Source organism: Streptomyces sp. NPDC058373, from assembly GCF_042723275.1.
In the GTDB taxonomy this organism is placed as follows: Bacteria; Actinomycetota; Actinomycetes; order Streptomycetales; family Streptomycetaceae; genus Streptomyces.
In genome coordinates, this window is the sequence record NZ_JBHXJE010000043.1 from 19,032 (window position 1) to 38,752 (window position 19,721).

General features: G+C 75.8%; 19 protein-coding genes and 1 pseudogene. 8 read left to right on the top strand and 12 right to left on the bottom strand.

Annotation, left to right across the window (positions count from 1 at the left end; genetic code table 11):
- Positions 1 to 62: 62 nt before the first annotated feature.
- Complete coding sequence (locus tag ACFWMZ_RS22230; protein ID WP_383203643.1) at positions 63 to 635, top strand: PadR family transcriptional regulator; 573 nt, start codon at positions 63 to 65, stop codon at positions 633 to 635.
- A 7-nt stretch (positions 636 to 642) separates the two neighbouring features.
- Here the strand turns inward: ACFWMZ_RS22230 and ACFWMZ_RS22235 are convergent, their stop codons facing one another.
- From ACFWMZ_RS22235 to ACFWMZ_RS22245, 3 genes are all read right to left on the bottom strand, one after another.
- Positions 643 to 867: a hypothetical protein gene (locus ACFWMZ_RS22235; protein WP_383203646.1), complete on the bottom strand. Its 225-nt coding sequence runs from the start codon at positions 865 to 867 to the stop codon at positions 643 to 645.
- Positions 868 to 1,213: 346 nt separating this feature from the next.
- A complete protein-coding gene (locus ACFWMZ_RS22240) occupies positions 1,214 to 2,107 on the bottom strand; it encodes a fibronectin type III domain-containing protein (protein ID WP_383172348.1) in 894 nt (297 codons plus the stop codon).
- Positions 2,108 to 2,441: 334 nt separating this feature from the next.
- Entirely contained in the window at positions 2,442 to 2,822 is a 381-nt protein-coding gene (locus tag ACFWMZ_RS22245; RefSeq protein WP_383172038.1) for a hypothetical protein, read from the bottom strand.
- A 457-nt stretch (positions 2,823 to 3,279) separates the two neighbouring features.
- On the opposite strand from ACFWMZ_RS22245, the gene ACFWMZ_RS22250 reads away from it, so the two are divergent.
- A complete protein-coding gene (locus ACFWMZ_RS22250; protein ID WP_383172347.1) occupies positions 3,280 to 3,618 on the top strand; it encodes an RNHCP domain-containing protein in 339 nt (112 codons plus the stop codon).
- 11 nt (positions 3,619 to 3,629) lie between these two features.
- Positions 3,630 to 4,064 (top strand): RNHCP domain-containing protein, encoded by a 435-nt coding sequence (locus ACFWMZ_RS22255; RefSeq protein ID WP_383172036.1) that lies wholly within the window; start codon positions 3,630 to 3,632, stop codon positions 4,062 to 4,064.
- A 33-nt stretch (positions 4,065 to 4,097) separates the two neighbouring features.
- Here the strand turns inward: ACFWMZ_RS22255 and ACFWMZ_RS22260 are convergent, their stop codons facing one another.
- The 6 genes from ACFWMZ_RS22260 to ACFWMZ_RS22285 form a co-directional block, all read right to left on the bottom strand.
- Complete coding sequence (locus ACFWMZ_RS22260) at positions 4,098 to 5,120, bottom strand: P1 family peptidase (RefSeq protein WP_383172034.1); 1,023 nt, start codon at positions 5,118 to 5,120, stop codon at positions 4,098 to 4,100.
- 74 nt (positions 5,121 to 5,194) lie between these two features.
- Positions 5,195 to 6,157, bottom strand: a complete 963-nt coding sequence (pip, locus tag ACFWMZ_RS22265; protein WP_383172032.1) for a prolyl aminopeptidase — start codon at positions 6,155 to 6,157, stop codon at positions 5,195 to 5,197.
- Between the two features lie 82 nt (positions 6,158 to 6,239).
- Positions 6,240 to 7,259 carry a hypothetical protein gene (locus ACFWMZ_RS22270; RefSeq protein ID WP_383172030.1) on the bottom strand — a complete coding sequence of 340 codons (1,020 nt, stop codon included), beginning with the start codon at positions 7,257 to 7,259 and terminating at the stop codon, positions 6,240 to 6,242.
- Positions 7,260 to 7,891: 632 nt separating this feature from the next.
- Positions 7,892 to 8,689 (bottom strand): NAD(P)-dependent oxidoreductase, encoded by a 798-nt coding sequence (locus tag ACFWMZ_RS22275; protein WP_383172028.1) that lies wholly within the window; start codon positions 8,687 to 8,689, stop codon positions 7,892 to 7,894.
- A gap of 115 nt (positions 8,690 to 8,804) precedes the next feature.
- Positions 8,805 to 9,383 (bottom strand): TetR family transcriptional regulator, encoded by a 579-nt coding sequence (locus tag ACFWMZ_RS22280; protein WP_383203649.1) that lies wholly within the window; start codon positions 9,381 to 9,383, stop codon positions 8,805 to 8,807.
- Positions 9,384 to 9,605: 222 nt separating this feature from the next.
- Positions 9,606 to 10,616, bottom strand: coding sequence for a zinc-binding dehydrogenase (locus ACFWMZ_RS22285; RefSeq protein WP_383203651.1), 1,011 nt, complete (start codon positions 10,614 to 10,616; stop codon positions 9,606 to 9,608).
- Positions 10,617 to 10,833: 217 nt separating this feature from the next.
- Here ACFWMZ_RS22285 and ACFWMZ_RS22290 point away from each other — a divergent pair, with 217 nt between their 5' ends.
- Together ACFWMZ_RS22290 and ACFWMZ_RS22295 are read left to right on the top strand one after the other, a co-directional pair.
- Positions 10,834 to 11,478 carry a VanZ family protein gene (locus tag ACFWMZ_RS22290; RefSeq protein ID WP_383203683.1) on the top strand — a complete coding sequence of 215 codons (645 nt, stop codon included), beginning with the start codon at positions 10,834 to 10,836 and terminating at the stop codon, positions 11,476 to 11,478.
- A 60-nt stretch (positions 11,479 to 11,538) separates the two neighbouring features.
- Complete coding sequence (locus ACFWMZ_RS22295) at positions 11,539 to 12,096, top strand: PrsW family glutamic-type intramembrane protease (RefSeq protein ID WP_383182544.1); 558 nt, start codon at positions 11,539 to 11,541, stop codon at positions 12,094 to 12,096.
- A 45-nt stretch (positions 12,097 to 12,141) separates the two neighbouring features.
- On the opposite strand, the gene ACFWMZ_RS22300 is transcribed toward ACFWMZ_RS22295, so the two are convergent.
- Positions 12,142 to 12,969 carry an endonuclease I family protein gene (locus tag ACFWMZ_RS22300; protein ID WP_383182542.1) on the bottom strand — a complete coding sequence of 276 codons (828 nt, stop codon included), beginning with the start codon at positions 12,967 to 12,969 and terminating at the stop codon, positions 12,142 to 12,144.
- A 189-nt stretch (positions 12,970 to 13,158) separates the two neighbouring features.
- Positions 13,159 to 13,647, bottom strand: a pseudogene (locus ACFWMZ_RS22305) (nitroreductase family protein); the annotation flags it as partial.
- A 126-nt stretch (positions 13,648 to 13,773) separates the two neighbouring features.
- Here ACFWMZ_RS22305 and ACFWMZ_RS22310 point away from each other — a divergent pair.
- Complete coding sequence (locus ACFWMZ_RS22310; RefSeq protein ID WP_383182540.1) at positions 13,774 to 14,964, top strand: methyltransferase; 1,191 nt, start codon at positions 13,774 to 13,776, stop codon at positions 14,962 to 14,964.
- 30 nt (positions 14,965 to 14,994) lie between these two features.
- Here ACFWMZ_RS22310 and ACFWMZ_RS22315 read toward each other — a convergent pair whose 3' ends face one another.
- Complete coding sequence (locus ACFWMZ_RS22315) at positions 14,995 to 16,803, bottom strand: serine hydrolase (protein WP_383203654.1); 1,809 nt, start codon at positions 16,801 to 16,803, stop codon at positions 14,995 to 14,997.
- 324 nt (positions 16,804 to 17,127) lie between these two features.
- On the opposite strand from ACFWMZ_RS22315, the gene ACFWMZ_RS22320 reads away from it, so the two are divergent.
- Both ACFWMZ_RS22320 and ACFWMZ_RS22325 read left to right on the top strand, forming a co-directional pair.
- Positions 17,128 to 18,015, top strand: a complete 888-nt coding sequence (locus tag ACFWMZ_RS22320) for a universal stress protein (RefSeq protein ID WP_383182536.1) — start codon at positions 17,128 to 17,130, stop codon at positions 18,013 to 18,015.
- 83 nt (positions 18,016 to 18,098) lie between these two features.
- Positions 18,099 to 19,592, top strand: coding sequence for a fatty acyl-CoA synthetase (locus ACFWMZ_RS22325; RefSeq protein WP_383203657.1), 1,494 nt, complete (start codon positions 18,099 to 18,101; stop codon positions 19,590 to 19,592).
- Positions 19,593 to 19,721: the final 129 nt, after the last annotated feature.

Sequence of the window (19,721 nt, forward strand, 5' to 3'; positions counted from 1 at the left end):
GCCTGCCGGGCGCGGGCGGCCGTCCGGCCGGGACGGCCTCGCGTACTCCCTAGAATTGGCCCATGTCCCTGCCGCACGCGATCCTCACGGCCCTGCTCGAACGGCCCTCCTCGGGACTGGAGCTGACCCGCCGCTTCGACAAGTCGATCGGCTACTTCTGGTCCGCCACCCACCAGCAGATCTACCGTGAGCTCGGCCGTCTGGAGCGCGAGGGACTCATCCGCGCCCTTCCCTCCGAGAAACCCACCCGGGGCCGCCGCAAGGAGTACGAGGTGCTCCCGGCGGGCGGCGACGAACTGGCCCGCTGGGCGGCCGAACCCCAGGACCCCCGCACCGTCCGCGACCCGCTGCTGCTGAAACTGCGCGCCGCCGCCGTGGTCGGCGGGGTCGGGCTGGAGGAGGAGCTGCGCCGTCATCTGGCGCTGCACCGGGCGCAGCTCGCCGAGTACGACGCGATCGAGCGCCGCGACTTCCCGCCCGCGCTGGACCGGGCGCGCGAGGACCGGCTGCGCCACATCGTCCTGCGTGCCGGGATCGAGCTGGAGACCTTCTGGACGACGTGGCTCACCGAGGCGCTGGACGAACTCGCCGGCGCGCCGGAGGAGGCCGGACCCGCGGGCGCCGCCGCACCCTGACGCCCGCTCACTCCCGCGCGTCCGCCGTTCCCCGCCGCCACAGCCACCACGCGCCGCCCAGCGCCGCCGCCACCAGGGCTCCGCCGCCCACGGTGGTGACCGTGCCCCACTCCTCGACCCCCCCGCCGATCCCGCCCCGGACCCCGTGCGAGGGCAGCGGGGAGGCCGGGACGTGCGGGACGGCCGAGGCCTCCGCCGACGCCGATGCGGAGGCCGAGGGCGCCGGACCCATCGTCGAGGAGGTCGTGGCTGCGAGCCGTCCTCCCCGTCGGCCTCGCCCGGCGCGGACCAGGCCGGTGGCGGAGGGGCCGCCACGGCGACGGCCTGCGGAACCACCGCGAGCGCGGTCGCCAGGGCGGCCGTCACCGCCAGAGGCGCCGAGGGCCGGACGGGGGCGGCGGGGGAGGGGCATCGCGGACGACTCCCGGAGGCGCGGCACCGGGCGGGGCGCCCGACGCGCCGCCGGTCACGGACCCTGTGCCGCCTTCGAGCCAACGGCCGGTCCGCCATTCCCGCATCCGCCCCCGCACCCCCCATGCCGCTGGGCGGGCGGCCCCCTCATCCGTACGGCGCCGCCCTCACTCCTCGCCGGTCACCACGGTCCGCTCCGGCGAGAACCCGCCCCAGGTGCCGTCGGGCAGCTTGGCCCGCAGCTTCACCCGGTGCTTCACACCGGCCTCCTTGCCGACGAAGAAGCTGTACTTCGCCTCCTCGGGCACCTTGCCGCCCCAGACGAGGCTGGTGTCCTGCTTCCCGTCCAGCCGTATCTGGTACTCGGTGACCTCGCCGCCGGTCCTGGGCGCCACCCACGTCAGGTCGATGTAGTGGCCCTCGTCGGTGCGCCGCGCGGCCGCGACCAGCTCCGTCGGCGCCGCGCCCGCCTCCGACGAGCCCTTCCCGGACGTGGTGAGGCGGGCCTCGGGGGAGGCGGGGGAGACGTTGCCCGCGGCGTCCCGCGCCTTGACGGTGAACCGGTAGGCCGTGCCCGGACGCAGCCCCGTCACCACCGCCGACGTGCTGTCACCGCCGACACTGTGGATCTTCGAGCTCCCCTGGTAGATGTCGTACGAGGCGACCGCGTCGTCGTCCTCGGCGGCCTTCCAGGTCAGGGTGGCGGCCCGGCTGCCCCCGGCCTCGGCGGTGAGGCCGGAGGGGGCGGCCGGCGGCCGGGTGTCCTCGGTGCCCTGCTTCGGCGTCGTCACCGCCACCCGCTTGCTTGCCGGGCCCTCGTTGCCCGCGCTGTCCAGCGCCCGCACGGTGAAGGCATGGGCGGTGCCGGGGCGCAGGCCGGTGATGTCGACCATGTGCCGCTCGGCCGGGACCTCCTTGACCTTCTTGCCGTCGAGCAGCACGTCGTACCGCCGTACGCCCTGGTCGTCGGTGGACTGGTTCCACATCACGTGGACCGAGGTGGCGCTGCCGGCCACGGCGGTCACCCCGGTGGGCGCGCTCGGCGGGCGGTCGGGCTCCACCGTCTTCCCGCCCAGCGAGCATCCGGCGAGGGTCACGGCCGCGGCCACGGCCAGCAGCGGACCCCGGCCGGCTCGCCGAGCCTGCCCGGCACGCCGTGCGGGCCCCTGAGGCAGGAGCGTCCCGGGAGCCCCGGTGGCCGTGGGAGCTGGGGGTTCTGGAGTTCCACGCACGAGGGCAGCCTTCCACCGGAGTTATTGGTCTGGACCTGTATGGCACAGCAGGACCTCCCTCCTCAAGAGGTGACGGCAGACCGGTGGAGGCCGGACGTCCGTTGCCCGCACGTTTCGGCGGAATGATTCTCCGGGCGCGGGCAGCGGGTGGGGTGAGTCCGTGTCAGGGCTTGCGGGCGGCCCCGCGCCGGACCGAGGCCGCCCACAGCACCAGCGGGAGCTGGAGCGGCAGCCGGGCGTAGGCCGCCGCGCGCTGCGGAGCCGGGCGGTCGCGCCAGTCGGCGGCCATCTGCACATTGGCCGGGAAGACGGCGACGAAGAAGGCGCCGGTGAGCCCGGCCGCCAGCCGCCGGGTGCGCGGGTGGGCGACCCCGGCCGCCAGCGCCAGTTCCGCGACGCCGCTCGCCCGCGTCCAGTGGCGGGGCTCGCCGGGCAGCGCCTTCGGCACGATCGCGTCGAACCCCTTCGGCGCCATGAAGTGCGCGGCGCCCGCGGCGGCGAGCAGGCCGGAGAGGAGCAGGGCGGGGCGGGGCGGAGTGGACACGATTCCTCCTGAGGTGCGGCGACGGAACAGGGTGAGGCTACGGGGAGGGCCCGCCCGGGTGGCAGGGCGACGTGGTGCAGGAGGTCGCCGGGGTCGAGGTGGTGGCGGCCGCGCCCGGGACACGGCCGCCGTTCTGGAACGAGCCGTGGGCGGAGGCGGCCACGGTGACGCGGGGCGCGGCCGCCCGGCGCCACCATGCACGAGGCGTAAATCCGGTGGCGGCCGCTCCGGCCCCGTTGCTACGTTCACCGCTGTCCCCGACCGCACGGCCGCCTCCGGTGGCCGCGCTCCGAACCGATCCGAGCAGGTGTTGATGAACCGGACCGCGCCGAGCGCGCCTCACCGCCAGGCGGACTCCCCGTCCGCCGACCGGCCCACCGCCCCCTGAACCAGGCTTCCGAGGCCCGCTCGGCCTGCTCCCGCCGTTCACGCGACCACCACCGCACCGGCCAGGAGTATCCGGGTGTCCCACCCCACCACGTACCGCACCGACCCGACCGCCTTCGACTGCCCGTCCTGCGGGACGTCCACCACCGGCGACCCGCGCGACCACTGCCCCCAGTGCCTGCACACCCGGCACCAGGACCCCGGCGACCCCTGCGGAGCCACCATGGCCCCGCTGGCCGTCGCCGTCCACGGCCCCGGCGACTGGCGGCTCATCCACCGCTGCACCGGCTGCGCCACCCTCACCTCGGCGCCCGTCCGCCCCGACGACCACCGGGTGCTGCTGATGGCCCTGGCGGTACGGCCCCTCGCCCAGCCGCCGTTCCCGCTCGACCTCCTCGGCCGGATCTGAGGAGCGCCGGCATGCCCCGCAGACACGGCGGACGATCCGGTGCCAGCACCGGCCGCCGCGCCCAGCGGCCCAAGGACGTCCTGCACGGGCGCCACGGCCACCGCGGCGACGCGTTCCGCTGCCTCGGCTGCCGCCGGGACGTCCCCGTACGCGCCCCGGGCACCGCCCACCGCAACCACTGCCCGTACTGCCTGACCAGCCGTCACGTCGACGGGCGCGCCCCCGGCGACCGGGGTGAGGAGTGCCGGGCCCCGATGCACGCCCTCGCCCTCGCCGTCCGCGACGACGGGGAGTGGCTGCTGATCCACCGGTGCCGGGCCTGCGGCACCCTCAAGGCCAACCGCCCGGCCGGGGACGACCACCCCCTGGCCCTGGTCCGGCTCGCCCTCAGGCCTCTGGCCGACCCGGCGCTGGCGGGCCTCGCGGGGGTGGTGCCCGGTACGTGATCCGGGGCGGCGGGCCCTCGTACCCGCCCCGGGTCAGCCCAGCAGCACCGAGTGGGGCAGGGCATGGGCGGTGCGGCCGCCGGGCGTCCGCACCGTCCGCGCCGCCAGCAGCGCGTCGACCACCGCCTCCTCCACGCTGTCCAGGACCGCGGTGAAGACCAGGTTCAGATCGGCCGAGGAGAGCACCACCGGCGCCTCGGCGACCCGGGTGGAGAGGGCCAGCCCGTAGTCGCCGCTGCCGTGGCTGAACGCCGCGCCGACCCGGCCCAGCGCCAGCACCCCGCGCGCCGCGATCCGCTCCAACTGGCGGCCGGTGCACGGCACGTCCAGCGCCACGACCACCACGCACGACCCGCGCGCCGAGGTGTACCCGGCGCGCGCGAGCCCCAGCCCCTCGGGGAGCACCGTCCGCCCCGCCACCCGCAGATCCCCGTCCATGTTGGCCTGCACCAGCACCCCCACGGTCGCCGGGCCGCCTTCCAGCGGCACCAGCCGGGAGGCCGAGCCGATGCCCGCCTTGAAGCCCAGCGCGCACGCCCCGGTGCCGCCCCCGGCGTTGCCCATCGCCACCGGGCCCGGGTCGGCGCCCTCCAGCGCCGCCCGTACGTGCGCCTCGGTCACCGGCCGCCGCTCCGCCGACAGCCAGGAGTCGTTGATCTCGCCCACCACCGGGTTGAGCGAGGTCACCGGCGTGGTCGCCCGGCCCAGCACCCACCCCACCATGGCGTCCGCCGCGCGGAACGCCGACAGCGTCGAGGTGAGCAACACCGGCGTCTCCAGCTCCGCCAACTCCGTCAACTGGGTGGCGCCGACGAACTTCCCGTACCCGTTGACCATGTGGAACCCGGCCGGGACCGCGCCCGCCTCCTCCAGTGCCACCGGCACCAGGGCGGTCACGCCCGAGTACACGCCCCGCTCGTCGTCGACCAGTGTGGTCTGGCCCACCAGCAGCCCCGGCACGTCGGTGACCGCGTTGAGCGGCCCCGGTGCCATCCGGCCCACCGTCCGCCCGGTCTCCCGCAGCCGCAGCGCTCGTCCCCGTCCGTGGCCCGCCATCCGTCCGCCCTCCGCCCGGCCGCGCGGACCGTCCGCACGGCCGCCCGCACTCTACGGCCCGTGCGGACGGGGCGTCAGGCCGCGAACCGGTCCAGGGCGGCCCGCGCCACCGCGAGCGTCTCCTCGCCGCCCAGATGCCCGGACGACTCCACCACCGTCAGCCGCGACCCCGGCCAGGCCCGCGCCAGCTCCCACGCGGTGTGCACGGGCCCGCCCATGTCGAGCCGCCCGTGGACCAGTTCGCCGGGGACGGAGGCGAGCAGGTGCGCGTCCCGGATGAGGGCGCCCTCCTCCAGCCAGACGCCGTGCGAGAAGTACCAGGCGCACAGACGCACCAGGGCCGTCTGCGCGGCGGACGGCCGCCCTCCGTACGGCGTGCCCTGCCCCTCCGCCGACACCACCGCGTCCTCCCAGGCGCACCAGTCGGCCACCGCCCGCTCCCGCACCGCCGGATCGGCGTCCTCCACCAACCGCGCGTACGCACCGACCAGATCACCGTCCGGCCCCACGCCTCCGGCGCCCGCCACGAACCGCTCCCACGCCTCCGGGAAGAACCGCCCCACGCCCCGGTAGAGCCACTCCGTCTCGCTGCGGCGGGTCGTCGTCACCGACGGGATCACGATCTCGGTGACCCGCTCCGGGTGGCGCTCGGCGTAGGCGAGCAGCAGCGTCGACCCCCACGAACCGCCGTACAGCAGCCACCGCCCGATGCCCAGATGGCGCCGGAGTCGCTCCATGTCCGCGACCAGGTGGTCGGTCGTGTTGTGCCGCAGCGACACCGACGGGTCGGCGGCGTGCGGGGTGCTGCGCCCGCAGTTGCGCTGGTCGAAGAGGACGACGCGGTACCGGCTGAGGTCGAACGCCCGCGGCGCGCGCGGTGGGCATCCCGAGCCGGGCCCGCCGTGCACCACCACCGCCGGTCTGCCCCGGGGGTTGCCGCGCACCTCCCAGTACAGCCGCTGCCCGTCACCGACATCCAGCATTCCGGAGTCGTACGGCTCCGCCCCGGCCGGCGGGGGAGAAGGGGAAGGGGACACGGCGGCACTCCCGGAGGTCGACGGCACACAAACCGGTGACCCCACCCGCGGCGCCCGGCCCGCGAAGGCCGATCGACCGGAGTCACTGGAGCGCGCCCAGTATCCACGGCAGGTCCTCCTTGGCGGCCACCACGAGCACCTTCCGCTCCCCGTCGCGGCACTCCACCACCCAGTCGCCCGCCCGGCCGTGCCACCCGCCCCGGGCCTCCGAGCGCGCCAGCGGCCGCACCCGGCCCGCCGTCACCGAGCGGGGCACCCGGCGGCGGGCCGAGCCCGCGCTCCCGTCCGCCGCCACCGCCAGCCCTCCGGGCCCCGCCACCAGCGTCCCGAACCCCTCCACGCTGTACGGCACCGTGCCGAGCACCGCTCCGGGGAAGCACCGCTCGCGCCCGGGCAGCCTCGGCAGCACATCCGGCGGACCCGCGGGCCGGGCCAGCCGCCACCTGGTCAGCCACACCCCCGCCGCCAGCACGGGCACCGCGGCGCCCGAACTCAGCAGCAGGGCGTCCAGCAGCCCGTCGGTGACCAGCGGCCCGAAGAACCCCACCGCCGCCAGGACCAGCCCGCAGCACATCGGCACCGACACCAGCCAGGACGCCCGCGCTGCCCGCTCCGGACGCCGCGCCCACCCGTACGCCACCCACCCGAACACCCCGCCCAGCGGCACCAGTCCGAGCCCGACCGCGTACGGCAGCCGGTGCCCGTCCACCGGCGTGGCCGTGGTCTCCTGCCGCAGCGGGCCCGCCAGCACCGCGCGCTCCTCGCCGCGCCACCGCACCACCCGCACCCGGTCGCCCGGCGCCAGCGACGAGAAGAGCGGGCCTTCCTCCTCCAGCCGCAGCCACCGCCGCTCGGCGCCCCCGTCGGGCGTCCACCGCACCCGGGGCAGCCGCGTACCCCGCCCGCCACTCGCCTCCTTGGCGACCACCGTCCCCGCCACCGCGTCCAGGCACTCCCGCGCGCCCGCCCCCTCCCGGCTCCCGGAGCAGGACGGCGCCGAGCGGTACGCCGCCTCGGCCGCCAGCGCCCGGGGCACGCACCAGCCCAGCAGGCACCCGGCGACGACCAGCAGCCCCAGCGACAGCGCCACCGGCGTCGCCACCGCCGCCGACGGCCCCCGACCCCGGCCTCCGACCCACCCCGGCCACCGCCTCCGGCCGCCCGCCCCTGTCCTCATGAGCGCATTCTTCCCACGGCGCGCCCCCTCCCACCCCGCCCTGCCGCAACCCCACCGGACCGCCGCCGGAATGGTCAGCCCCCCTTCGGCGGGAGCCGCCGCCTTGCGCACCCGCACCGGACGGGGCCCCGGGCAGACAGGAGAGACCACGCCCGCTCGAACCCGCGCTTCCAGGACCGGCGAGTCGCCGCCCTCGGTGTCCGCCTCGCCGAACCGGGATCACCGGCCTGAATCTGTCCGGCCGAGACCCGTGGACGTCGGTGCGGCGGTGCGTACTCGTGCCGCGGTGCCGCCCGGACACCGCAGTACGAGGGGAGCAACATGGCCGAGGTGCTGGTCTTCCACCATGGACACGGGCTGACCGCCGGCGTTCCCTCGGCCCCGCCGGTCGCCCTCGTCGAGCGCCTGCCCCCGCCCCCGCACCGCGCCCGCATCGCCGCCGCCCGCCCGGCCCCGGACGACGCCGCACGCGCCCTCACCCTGGCGGCGTCGGCCGGAGCCACAGGAGCCGCCGGGGGTGCGAACCAGGGAGCGCGTCGCGGGCTGAGCGGATGCGCCTACGCGGGCGGATTGCGCAGCGCCGACAGGTCCTGCCCGGCCAGGTCGTCCCGGGAGCGCAACTCCTCCCCGACGGCCCGCAGCACGGGCAGCTCCGCGGCGCCGGTCGCCAGGGACACGTCCTTGGCGGCCAGTTCCACGGTGTAGTGCGCGGAGTCCGTGAGGGTCCGCCGGACCGCGCCGCCCATCGGCCCGGCGGCCAGCGCCTCCCGCGCCCCCGCCGGGTCGACGCAGAGGGTGTCCGCCAGCCGCAGGGCCTCCGCGACGACGGCGACACCGCCGATCATCGCGTTGATGAGGACCACCTTGAGCGCGGCCCCCGACCCGGACGGCCCGCACCGGCGCACCGAGCCCAAACGCTCCAGGAGCTCCGCCACCGGGCCCTCCACGTCACCGCCCGCCAGCACCTGGAGGGAGCCGGAGGCGGCTGCGTCGACGCTGCCCATCACCGGGGCGTCGACCAGCGTCACGCCCTCGGGGAGCCGGTCGCGCAGGGCGGCCACGGCGTCCGGGCCGACCGTCGACATCTCCACCCAGACCGTTCCCTGCGCCAGCGCCGGCAGCATCTCCTCCGCCACGGCGTCCAACGCCTCGGGCCCGGCGAGCATGGTGACGACGGTTCCGGCGCCGAGGACCGCCTCGGCGGGCGACCGGGCCACCTGCGCGCCCTCCGCCCGCAGGGGCTCGGCCTTGGCGGGCGTCCGGTTCCAGACCATGAGCGGGTGTCCGGCCGCCAGCAGCCGGCGGGCCATCGGCGTCCCCATCGAGCCGAGGCCGAGAAAGGCGATGCGTTCCATGCCCGCGACGGTAGGGGGTCCCGGGCGATTGTGCGCGTCCGGACGCGCGGACGCCCGCGGCCCGCACGGAATCCGTGCGGGCCGCGGGCTGCGGGACGGCGTTCGGGGGAGGGACTCAGGCGTCGGCGAGGCCGAGCGTCCGGCGGGTCAGCAGCCCCAGCATCGCGGTGGCCCCGGTGACCTCCGGCGGGACGGGGCCGGCGCTGTACGCCATGTAGTAGGTGCGCTCCACCGTCCACCACAGGGCGACCACCAGCGTGTGGGCGTCGCCCGCCGCGGGCAGCGCGCCGCGCTCCCGGTCGCGGGTGACGACGGGGGCGAGCGCGTCACCGAGCGAGACGGAGGCTGCCCGCCAGGCGTCCCGGGTCTCGTCGTCCTCGCCGATGAACTCGCATGCGGCCACCAGCAGTTGACCCTGGTCGTGCCAGACGTCGCGGGTCGCGTCGAGGAAGACCGCCAGGACCTCCTCGGTGCGGGCGCCCTCGGCCCCGGCGGCGCGCCGGACCGGGGTCAGCACCCGCTCGGTCAGCACGCGCAGCGCGGTGTCGATCACCGCGTGCTCGTTGCCGCAGTAGAAGTACATCGACGGGCGGTACGGGTCGAGAGGACCCTCGCTGCGACCGGCCGCGCGAGGCTCGGTACGTCCGCCGCCGAGCTGTCCCGCTTGGCTCGGCTGCCGTTCCCTGGCCAGCATCTCAAGTCTCCGTAATCCGGTCCGTGGGCTGGGCGAAGACGGCCGACAGAGGGCCGACTGCGCTGAGAACAGTACACGGGGTCCGGGCCCCCTCACCCCGCCTGTCCCCGTCCCTCCGCGACCGGCCCGCGCGGCCCGCCCGCCAGCCCTGCTGACGCGTCGTCGAAAGGCGCCGGTGCGCGGCTCCGCGGAGCCGCGCACCGGCGCGTGAGGAGCCTGCGGTCAGGGGCGCAGGAGCAGCCGGACCGGGTCGCCCTCCTTGGTCTCCGTACGCCGCACCGCCTCGGCGGCCTCCTCCAGCGGCAGCACCCCGGAGACGGAGCGGGAGAAGTCGAGCCGTCCGCCACCGGTCAGCGCCACCAGCTGCGGCACGTGGTGCTCGTCCGACCCGTAGTGGCCGCGGATCTGCTGCTGGAGGTAGCTGAAGAGGGTGCCGTCGGTCACGGTGAGCGGGTGGGCGGTGAGCCCGACCAGGACCAGCCGCCCCTTCGGGCCGAGCACCGTCAAGGCCTGCTCGCGCACGGCCGGGACGCCCGCGAAGTCGAACGCGGCCGCCAGTCCGGCCCCGCCGGTCAGCGTCAGCACCTTCGCCCGCAGCTCCGGGTCGGCCGAGTCGAAGGCCGCGTCGGCGCCGAAGGCGAGCGCCCGCTCGCGGGCGGCCGGCGCCGGGTCGACGGCCACCACCGGGTACGCGCCGACCGCGCGCAGCAACTGCACGCCGTGCGCGCCGAGACCGCCGACGCCCCAGACGCCGACCGGCTCCCCGGCCCGCACGTCACCGGTGCCGGTGATCGCGGCCCACGGGGTCGACACCGCGTCCGGGATGATCGCCGCCTGGTCGAAGGAGATGGTGTCGGGGAGGGGGACCAGCGTGGCGGCGGTCGCCAGCGCGTACTCGGCCCAGCCGCCGTCGTAGTCGACCCCGCGGGTGTGCGTGGTGCCCTCCCGCGACTCCCCGGCCTGGAGCACCACCCGGTCGCCCGGCTCCCAGCCGGCCACGTCCTCGCCGACCAGGTCGACCGTGCCGGCCACCTCGTGGCCCAGCGTCACCGACTCGCCTTCGAGGTAGAGCGGGCTCAGCGTCCCGTCGATCAGGTGCACGTCCGACAGGCAGACGCCCGCCGCCTCGACCTTCACCCGGACCTGTCCAGGACCCGGATCGGGCTTCGCCACCTCCTCCACGGTCAGCGTGCGGGAGGGTACGTGCAGGCGCGCGGCGCGCATGGTGTCCATGGTCAGGGGGCCTTCCTCGCGGTACGGCGGACGCCCGCCGCCGGACGGCGCGACGCCCACCGCCCAACGTACTCCCGCCCCACCGGCACCACCTCGCGGGGACGCGCTCCCGCCCGCCGTGCGCGGGGCGTATGGCCCCGGCCCGGTGGGGAATCCGGTGTCCATGACAGCCGGAGCGCACGACCGCGGCCCGCGCCGCGCCGCATGGGTCCGCGCCATGGTGCGCACCCTGATCCTGATGGTGGCCTTCGTCGCCATGGTCGCCTTCTCGATCGTCCTGGCCCAGGTGACGCTCACCCCGTCACCCGCCTCGTCCGACCTGGTCCACGCCAACCTCACCCCCGGCCGCTCGCTGCGCAGCTACGCCGAGGACTACACCTTCCTCGCCGCGCTCAAGCAGGCCGGCGGCAACCTCCTCCTCGGCTTCCCCTTCGGCCTGCTGCTGCCGGTCCTGGTCGCCCGCCGGATGCGGCTGCTGCGGGTGGTCGGGCTGACCGCCGTCGTCATGGTGCTGGTGGAGCTGGCGCAGGGGTCGGTGGTGGAGGGCCGCGCCTTCGACATCGACGACGTCCTCCTCAACACCGGCGGCGCCCTGCTCGCCTACCTGCTGCTCGGCCGCCGCATCGGCCACCGGTACCACACGCTCGCCGACACCCCCGCCGACCGGGCGGCCCGCCCGGAGCCCGGGCCCGCCGGACCCGCTCCGGCGAAGCCATCCCCCGCGAAGCCCGCGCCCGCCGCGGGGACGGGGCCGGCGGCGGGCCGCACAGGGCGCCTGGCCGGGCTGCGGAACCGGTTCCGGCGCGGCGGGGAGAAGGCCCGCCCCAGGGCCGGGCGGACCGAGAAGGCCCCGCCCGCCTGACCGGCGTACCGCTCACACCGCCGGACCCGGCCCGCTGGCGGAGGACTCGTCGAGGAGGGCGTGAAAATCGCCGCGCTCTGGCTGATGGCGGCCCGGCTGCGCCCGCACCGCCCACGCGACGGCATGGTCCTCGCCGCCGCCGTCGGCTTCGCCGCCCTGGAATCCCCCGGATACGCCCTGACCGCCCTGCTCACCGTGAAGGGCCTGTCGCTGACCGACCTGGTGCGGACCGAGGTCCTGCGCGGACTGCTCGCCCCCTTCGGCCACGGGCTGTGGACGGCCGTCGCGGGCGGCGTGCTCTTCGCCGCCTCGGCCCGCTCCGGGTGGCTGCGCCTGACCGGATGGGTGGTCGCGGCCCGGCTCGGCCTCTCCGTGCTGCACGCGCTCTGGGACGCCATGCACTCGGTCGCCGCCGCCCTCGCCCCGCTGTCCACCGAACCGCCTGGCAGCGGGACCTGCTGGAGACGGGGTACGTGCCGCGCCCCACCTCGGCGCAGGCCGGCCTCATCACCGGCCTCCAGTGGGGCGGCCGGGTGGTGGTCTCCCTCGTCGCGCTCGGCTGGCTGCGTGAGCGGCCCCGAGCCCCACGCCCTGTGGCGGGACCGGCACGGCCGCTGAGCCCCGCCCGCACCGGGCGGGGCTCAGCGACCGGGGCCTGAGGGCCTACCAGATCTCGCCGACCCACTCCGGGTGGTCCACGAACGGGTTCCGGTTGTGCTGGTACTGCTCGAAGATCACGTCGTTGCGCCGCTGCTCGAAGCTGTCCGGCGGGTCCTCCTGGCTCCACGCCTTGAGCACCGACAGCCGCCCCATGTAGGGCTGCGAGCCGTTGTCGACCTCGTCGTTGGGCTCCAGGTCGGCGAAGGAGTCGGTGCCCTCGTACCGCACCGCCATGTACAGGATCATGCGCGCCACGTCGCCCTTGACCTCGTCGCGGGGCTCGAACGAGTCGTCGTCGGTGCGGTTGCCGGGCGCGTCGGAGAGCTCGGCGCCGCCCTCGTCGAAGTCCTTGTTGCCCCGCTCCGAGTTGACCTGGACGTCCGTGGGGCGCAGGTGGTGGATGTCGGTGCCGGGTCCGGTGGACGTACCGAAGTCGCCGTGGGACTTGGCCCAGACGTGCTCGCGGTTCCACTGGCCGTTGCCGCCGCCGTTGCTGTCCTTGGACTGCGAGCGGCCGGTGTAGAGGAGGACCACGTTCGAGGAGTTCGCGGGGTCCTCGTCGGTGTCCTTCAGCGCCTCCCAGACCTCGCTGTACGACAGCTTGGTCTGGTCGCTGATGATGGTGTGCAGCGCCGACTTCAGTTCCTCGCCCGACTTGCCGAGCGCGTCCTGGTAGTACGTGTCGTCCAGTACGGCGGCGGTGGCGGTCGCGGTGGGCGTGGTGACGGGGTCGCCGGTCACCGGCCCGGCGGCGCCGAGCGTGCCGATCAGCGCGCCGGCCGCCACGGCCGCCAGCAGGGGCCTGCGGCCGGGAAATTGACGACGGGACATGTGGGGTGTCCTCTCGGTACGGACACCGCTCGGCCGCCGGAGTGGGGGAGGGGCCGGGCGGTGGGCCTGTGGAGCTCTCCGGTCTGCCGGAGCCTTCCACAGCGCCCGCCGCACCGTATGAACACCCTGTATCCATCATGTGCAGGTCAAGTGTCGGGTGAGGTGCGCCGGAGCACTGCTGATCCGCCGTCACCACCCGTCGCGGCGGATCACGCTCTCCACCGGGCGGCGGCGCACCGGCCCGAACCGCCCGCGCGGCCACCCCACCGGGATCACCGCGAAGGTCTTCACCTCCTTCGGGATCGCCAGCGCCTCCTTCCACTCCTGCTCCAGCATCAGGTGCCAGATGGTGATGTTGGCCGCCAGGCCGAGCCCGCGCGCCGCCAGCAGCAGGTTCTGCACCCCCGGATACACGCTCGACGCCTCGGTCAGCGACATGATCCGCTTCTGCCGCCGCGCCAGCCGCAGTGAGGCCGCTGCCCCCAGCGCCGCCGCCGACTCCTTCAGCCCGGCCGCCTTCGGCCGCGGCGCCGGGTAGCGGTAGCAGGGAATGACCAGCGCGGGCGTCCGGGCGAAATGATCCCGCTGGTGGCGGATGGCGGCCACCATCCGCTCGTACGCCCCCGGGTCCATCCCCTCCGGCACCTCGCCGCCGGCCGTCGCCATGCAGGCGTCCACGCGGCTCCGGCCGAAAGCCCAGGTACGCCCAGTACCGGGACTTTCGGCCGGTACTGCGGGAGCACACACCGGACGCCGCTCCTCACGGGCGGACCTCGCCCGCCGAGGCACTAGCCTGGACGGACGATGAACCGTCTGACCACAGCGTGGGGCACGCACGACCTCACCCGCTTCCCCGAGGACCCCCGCGACCCGTTCCGCGCCTGGGACGCCGCCGACGCCTACCTCCTGCGCCACCTGGCGGAGACCGGCGCCCTGACCGGCACCGACGGCCGGGCCCGGCCGGACGGCGGCGCGCTCGTCGTCGCCCAGGACCGCTGGGGGGCTCTGACCACCGCCCTCGCCGCGCACCGGCCCGTCCAGATCAGCGACTCCCACCTCGCCCGCTCCGCCACCCGCGCCAATCTCGCCCGCGCCGGGATGGAGGACCCGGAGGCCGCGGGGGTGCGCCTGCTCACCACCCGGGACACCCCGCCCGAGCGGATCGACGTCCTCCTCGTCCGCGTCCCCAAGAGCCTGGCCCTCCTGGAGGACCAGCTCCACCGCCTCGCCCCGGCCCTGCACCCCGGCACCCTCGTCGTCGGCAGCGGCATGGTCAAGGAGATCCACACCTCCACCCTCCGCCTCTTCGAGCGGATCGTCGGCCCCACCCGCACCTCCCTGGCCGAGCAGAAGGCCCGCCTCATCCACGCCACCCCGGCCCGCCGGAGCACCCGCCCTCCGAGCCCCTGGCCGCTGCGGTACGCGCTGCCCGACGGCATCGGCCCCATGTCCGGCCGCACCGTCACCAACCACGCCGGGATCTTCTGCGCCGACCGCCTCGACATCGGCACCCGCTTCTTCCTGGGGCAGCTGCCCGCCCCCACCGGGCCCGCCCGGGTGGTCGACCTCGGCTGCGGCAACGGCGTCGTCGGCACCGCCGTCGCCCGCACCAGCCCCGAGGCCGAGATCGTCTTCGTCGACGAGTCCCACCAGGCCGTCGCCTCCGCCGAGCAGACCTTCCGCGACAACGCCCCCGATCCGGAGCGCGGCACCTTCGTGGTCACCGACGGCCTCGACGACCCGGCCGCCGTCCCCGACGGCTCCGTCGACCTGGTCCTGACCAACCCGCCCTTCCACTCCCACCAGGCCGTCACCGACGCCACCGCCCGCCGCATGTTCGCCGGCGCCCGGCGCGCGCTGCGGCCCGGCGGCGAGCTGTGGGTCGTCGCCAACCGGCACCTCGGCCACCACCGGGCGCTGCGGCGCCTCTTCGGCAACTGCGCCACCGTCGCCTCCGACCCGAAGTTCGTCGTCCTGCGGGCCGTCAAACGCTGACCGCCCCGGGCGGCGCCTGCCCGGGCGCGGTCAGTCCCGCGAGCGGACCCAGCCGTCCGCCTCGATCCGGGCCGCGTCCCGGGCCCGCCGCTCGTCGAAGAGGGTGCGGCGGCCCTCGGTCACCCGCACCGCGTCGACGTAGACCCCGCGGCCCACGTACAGCGGGTCGGTGGTGTACCGCCACCGCAGCCGCACCCGTCCGCCGCGCCACGCGCCCAGCTCCGCGCTCAGCTCGTGCCAGACCCGGCCCGACCAGCCGCCCGCCGTCCCCTCGGGGTGCTCGACCGCCTCCTCGCCGGGGCGGCGGGTGGTGAACGGCACCGGCCGCCATTCCTCGCCGCCGGCCGAGGCTTCCAGCACCAGCGGGTCGGCGCCCGGCTCGGTGTCCCACCACAGGCCGCAGCGCAGCCGGGCCGTGCCCCCGGACAGCCGCAGCGGCGGCAGGGCCAGGGTCGCGGTGGTGTCCGAGGCCATCTGCGAGAACCAGGCGGCCCGCCCCTCGCGCGGCGCCACCGGCACGGCCCGCGCCATCCGGTCGGCCGCCGCCACCCGGGGCGCGCTGCCGGAGCGCCAGGTACGCACCGGGTGGACCGAGTTGCCGAGCACCACCAGGAACGAGTCGGTACTCGGGTCCAGGACCAGGCTCGTCCCGGTGAAACCGGTGTGCCCCGCCGACCGGGGCGTCGCCATCGCCCCCATGTACCAGTGCTGGTACAGCTCGAACCCCAGGCCGTGGGCGTCCCCGGGGAACTCCGGGGTGAAGTCCCGGAACATCAGCTCCACCGACTCCTCGCGCAGGATCCTCCTCCCGCCGTACACGCCCCCGCTGAGCAGTGTCCGCCCCAGCACCGCCAGGTCCCACGCGCAGGAGAAGACCCCCGCGTGGCCCGCCACCCCGCCCATCGCGAAGGCGTTCTCGTCGTGCACCTCGCCCCAGACCAGCCCCCGGTCCAGCCCCGACCAGGGCAGCCGGGAGTCCTCCGTGGCCGCGATCCGGGGCCGCCACGAGGCGGGCGGGTTGTAGCGGGTCCGCGCCATGCCGAGGGGCCCGGTGATCTCCTCGCGCAGCAGCACGTCCAGCGGAGTCCCCGTGACCTCCTCCAGCAGCAACTGCAGCGTGATCAGGTTCAGGTCCGAGTAGAGGTACGCGGTGCCCGGCTCCGCCACCAGCTCCTGCGCCCAGATCCGCGCCAGCCGCGCCTCGTGCGTCGGCTCCTCGTACAGCGGGACCCACGACGGGAACCCCGAGGTGTGCGTCAGCAACTGCACCACCGTCACCGCGCCCTTGCCGCCGCCCGCGAACCGCGGCAGGTACGAGGCGACCGGCGCCCCCAGCTCCAGCTCCCCGCGCTCGATCCGGCCCACCGCCAGCAGCGAGGTGAACAGCTTGGAGACCGACGCCAGGTCGAAGACGGTGTCCTCGGCCATCGGGATCCGCCGCTCCGGCGGCAGTTCCACCCCGGTGTCACTCGCCTCGTCGTACCCCTCGTAGCGCACCGCGTGCCCGATCGGCTCGTGCAGCGCCACCGTCCCGCCGCGCCCGGCCAGCAGCACCGCACCGGCGTACCAGGGGTGCGCGGGGGAGGGCTCCAGGAACCGTTCGGCCTCGGTGACCAGCTGGCGCAACTGCCCCGGGAGCAACCCGGCCCGCCGGGCGCTGCCGCGCCGCAGCGTGACCCCGCCGCCCGCCCGCGGCCCCGGCTCCGCCGGGGCGGCCGCGGCCGGACCCGCCGGGAACGGCACCAGCGCCAGCGCCCCGCCGAGCGCCAGCGCCGCCGTCCCCAGCCGCCGCCGGGAGACCCCGTCCGCCCGCTGCCCGTCCCCCGGCTCCTCGGCCATGAACCGCACCCCCTGGAAGAATCTTTCGAGATGACGTTCGACCCGTGAAACTTTTGTGTCATGACGGGCTCGTGTCAACCCTCCCCGTCGTCTCCCGTCAGACCGCCAGGCCCGCCCGTTCCCGCGCCCCCGGCAACCGGCCCACCCCACAACCCCTCGAAAGGACGAAGGTCCTGCCCCTACGGGACCAGTGGCCCAGTCACCGGCCGCGCACCCGGGCAAGGCTGGAACCAAGGAGGTCCCCATGCCGCAGCCCGCCACCCCCGCCGGACCGGCCCCCGGCCCGCGCACCGCCCCGACCGCACCCGCGCCCAGGAGTACCGCATGACCAGGCCCGTACTCGTCGGCATCGACGGCTCCGACGAGAGCCTCGACGCGGTCGCCGCCGCCGCCCGTGAGGCGGCCGACCGGGGCTGCCCGCTGCGCATCGTCCACGCCTTCATCTGGCCGATGCTCCACGTCCAGCTCACCGCCTCCGCCCTCGGCCCCACCGAGGGCGGCCTCCTCAACCAGGCCAGGACCTTCCTCGACGAGGCGGTCGCCCGCGCCGAGGCCACCGTGCCGGGCCTGGAGACCGACCCCGAACTCGTCACCGGCGAGGCCCTCTCCGTCCTCGCCGCCGAATCCCGCGACGCCGTCCTCACCGTCGTCGCCAGCCGCGGCCTCGGCGGCTTCAGCAGCCTCCTCCTCGGCTCCACCGCCGTCCACCTCGCCGCCCACGGCGAGAGCCCGGTCCTCGTCCTGCGCGGCCGCCCCGACCCCCAGGGCCCCGTCGTCCTCGGCCTCGACGGCTCCCCGCAGGCGGACGGCGCCGTCGGCTTCGCCTTCGCCACCGCCTCCCGCCGCGCCGCACCCCTGGTCGCCCTCCACGCCTGGAGCAACTGGACCCAGCCCGCCCACCGCAACCCCGGCGAACCGATGCCCCTCGTCACCGACCTGGACCGGCTCCAGGACGACGAGCAGCGCCTGCTCGCCGAGGCCCTCGCCGGCTGGCAGGCCCGCTACCCCGAGGTCAAGGTCGAACGCCGCCTGCTGCGCTCCCGCACCCGCCCCGCCCTCATCGAGGCCAGCCGCACCGCCCAGCTGATGGTGGTCGGTGCCCGCGGCCGCGGCGGTTTCGCCGGACTGCTCCTCGGCTCCGCCAGCCAGGCCCTCCTCCACCACGCCGACTGCCCCGTCGCCCTCATCCGCGACGTCCCCGCGGACAGCTGAGCCCGCGCGGCGCGCCCCCCCGCCTCCGGGAACGCGCCGCGCCGCTCTTGACCCACCCGCCCGGGCGGGCCGAGGATCACGCCATGACGGCACCCCACGGCAACACCGTCGACGGAGTCCTGCGCCGCAGCGCCCGCCGCACCCCGCGCGCCACCGCCCTGCGCTACGCCGACCGCGTCTGGAGCTACGCGGAACTCGACGGCGCCGTCTCGGCCGCCGCGCACGTCCTCGCCGCCCGCGGCCTCGCCCCGGGCGACCGTGTCGCCGCCTACGGCCACAACTCCGACGCGTACCTCATCGGCTTCCTCGCCTGCTCCCGCGCCGGACTCGTCCACGTGCCCGTCAACCAGAATTTCACCGGCGCCGACCTCACCCACATCCTCACCAGCTCCGGCAGCCGCACCGTCCTGGCCGACCCCGCCCTCGCCGGGCGCCTCCCCGACGGCACCGACGTCCTGCCGCTGCGCGACACCGGCGACTCGCTGCTCGCCCTGCTCGCCGAGGCACCCCCGTACGACGGCCCCGAACCCGGCCCGGACGCCGTCGCGCAGCTCCTCTACACCTCCGGCACCACCGCCCTGCCCAAGGGGGCGATGATGAGCCACCGCGCCCTCGTCCACGCCTACACCAGCGCCCTGCACACCCTCGGCCTGAGTTCCGAGGACCGGCCCCTGCACACGCTGCCGCTCTACCACTCGGCGCAGATGCACGTCTTCCTCCTGCCCTACCTGGCCGTGGGAGCCGACAACACCGTCCTCGACGCCCCCGACCCCGAGACCGTCCTCGGCCTGGTCGAAGCGGGCCGCGCCGACTCCCTCTTCGCCCCGCCCACGGTCTGGATCGCCCTCTCCCAGCACCCGAGCTTCGCCACCCGCGACCTGACCGTCCTGCGCAAGGCCTTCTACGGCGCGTCGATCATGCCGGTCCCCGTCCTGGAGCGGCTCCGCGCCCGCCTGCCGGAGCTCGCCTTCTTCAACTGCTTCGGGCAGAGCGAGATCGGCCCGCTCGCCCTGGTCCTCGGTCCCGACGAGCACGAGGGGCGCATGGACTCCTGCGGCAGGCCCGTCCTCTTCGTGGAGGCCCGCGTCGTGGACGAGGAGGGCGAAGAGGTCCCCGACGGCACCCCCGGCGAGATCGTCTACCGCTCCCCGCAGCTCTGCGACGGCTACTGGGGCCTGCCCGAGGAGAGCGCGGAGGCCTTCCGCGGCGGCTGGTTCCACTCCGGCGATCTCGCCGTCCGCGACGAGGACGGCTACTTCACCGTCGTCGACCGGCTCAAGGACGTCATCAACTCCGGCGGCGTCCTGGTCGCCTCCCGCCAGGTCGAGGACGCCCTCTACACCCACCCCGCCGTCGCCGAGACCGCCGTCGTCGGCCTCCCCGACGAGAAGTGGATCGAGGCCGTCACCGCCGTCGTCGTCACCCGCGCCGACACCACCGAGGCCGAACTCCTCGCCCACACCCGCGCACGCCTCGCCGCCTTTCAGACACCCAAGCGGATCGTCTTCACCGACACCCTCCCGCGCAACGCCAGCGGCAAGATCCTCAAACGCGAACTCCGCGACCGCCTCGGCTGACCACCGGGCCCCCGTCCCCGGGGCCACTCGGCGGCGACACGGGACCAAGGACCCTGCCTTCCGGCCCCCGACTGCGCGAAGCTGGCAGCGGAACCAGCCGCACCACCGCTGCGCCCCGGAGGCGAGAGA

Coding starts and splice junctions, on each gene's coding strand:
- ACFWMZ_RS22320 (WP_383182536.1), top strand. CDS start 17,128: ATGACCAGGCCCGTACTCGTCGGCATCGACGGCTCCGACGAGAGCCTC.
- ACFWMZ_RS22310 (WP_383182540.1), top strand. CDS start 13,774: ATGAACCGTCTGACCACAGCGTGGGGCACGCACGACCTCACCCGCTTC.
- ACFWMZ_RS22290 (WP_383203683.1), top strand. CDS start 10,834: ATGGTGCGCACCCTGATCCTGATGGTGGCCTTCGTCGCCATGGTCGCC.
- ACFWMZ_RS22275 (WP_383172028.1), bottom strand. CDS start 8,689: ATGGAACGCATCGCCTTTCTCGGCCTCGGCTCGATGGGGACGCCGATG.
- ACFWMZ_RS22285 (WP_383203651.1), bottom strand. CDS start 10,616: ATGGACACCATGCGCGCCGCGCGCCTGCACGTACCCTCCCGCACGCTG.
- ACFWMZ_RS22255 (WP_383172036.1), top strand. CDS start 3,630: ATGCCCCGCAGACACGGCGGACGATCCGGTGCCAGCACCGGCCGCCGC.
- ACFWMZ_RS22230 (WP_383203643.1), top strand. CDS start 63: ATGTCCCTGCCGCACGCGATCCTCACGGCCCTGCTCGAACGGCCCTCC.
- ACFWMZ_RS22300 (WP_383182542.1), bottom strand. CDS start 12,969: ATGTCCCGTCGTCAATTTCCCGGCCGCAGGCCCCTGCTGGCGGCCGTG.
- ACFWMZ_RS22235 (WP_383203646.1), bottom strand. CDS start 867: ATGGGTCCGGCGCCCTCGGCCTCCGCATCGGCGTCGGCGGAGGCCTCG.
- ACFWMZ_RS22315 (WP_383203654.1), bottom strand. CDS start 16,803: ATGGCCGAGGAGCCGGGGGACGGGCAGCGGGCGGACGGGGTCTCCCGG.
- ACFWMZ_RS22260 (WP_383172034.1), bottom strand. CDS start 5,120: ATGGCGGGCCACGGACGGGGACGAGCGCTGCGGCTGCGGGAGACCGGG.
- ACFWMZ_RS22280 (WP_383203649.1), bottom strand. CDS start 9,383: ATGCTGGCCAGGGAACGGCAGCCGAGCCAAGCGGGACAGCTCGGCGGC.
- ACFWMZ_RS22325 (WP_383203657.1), top strand. CDS start 18,099: ATGACGGCACCCCACGGCAACACCGTCGACGGAGTCCTGCGCCGCAGC.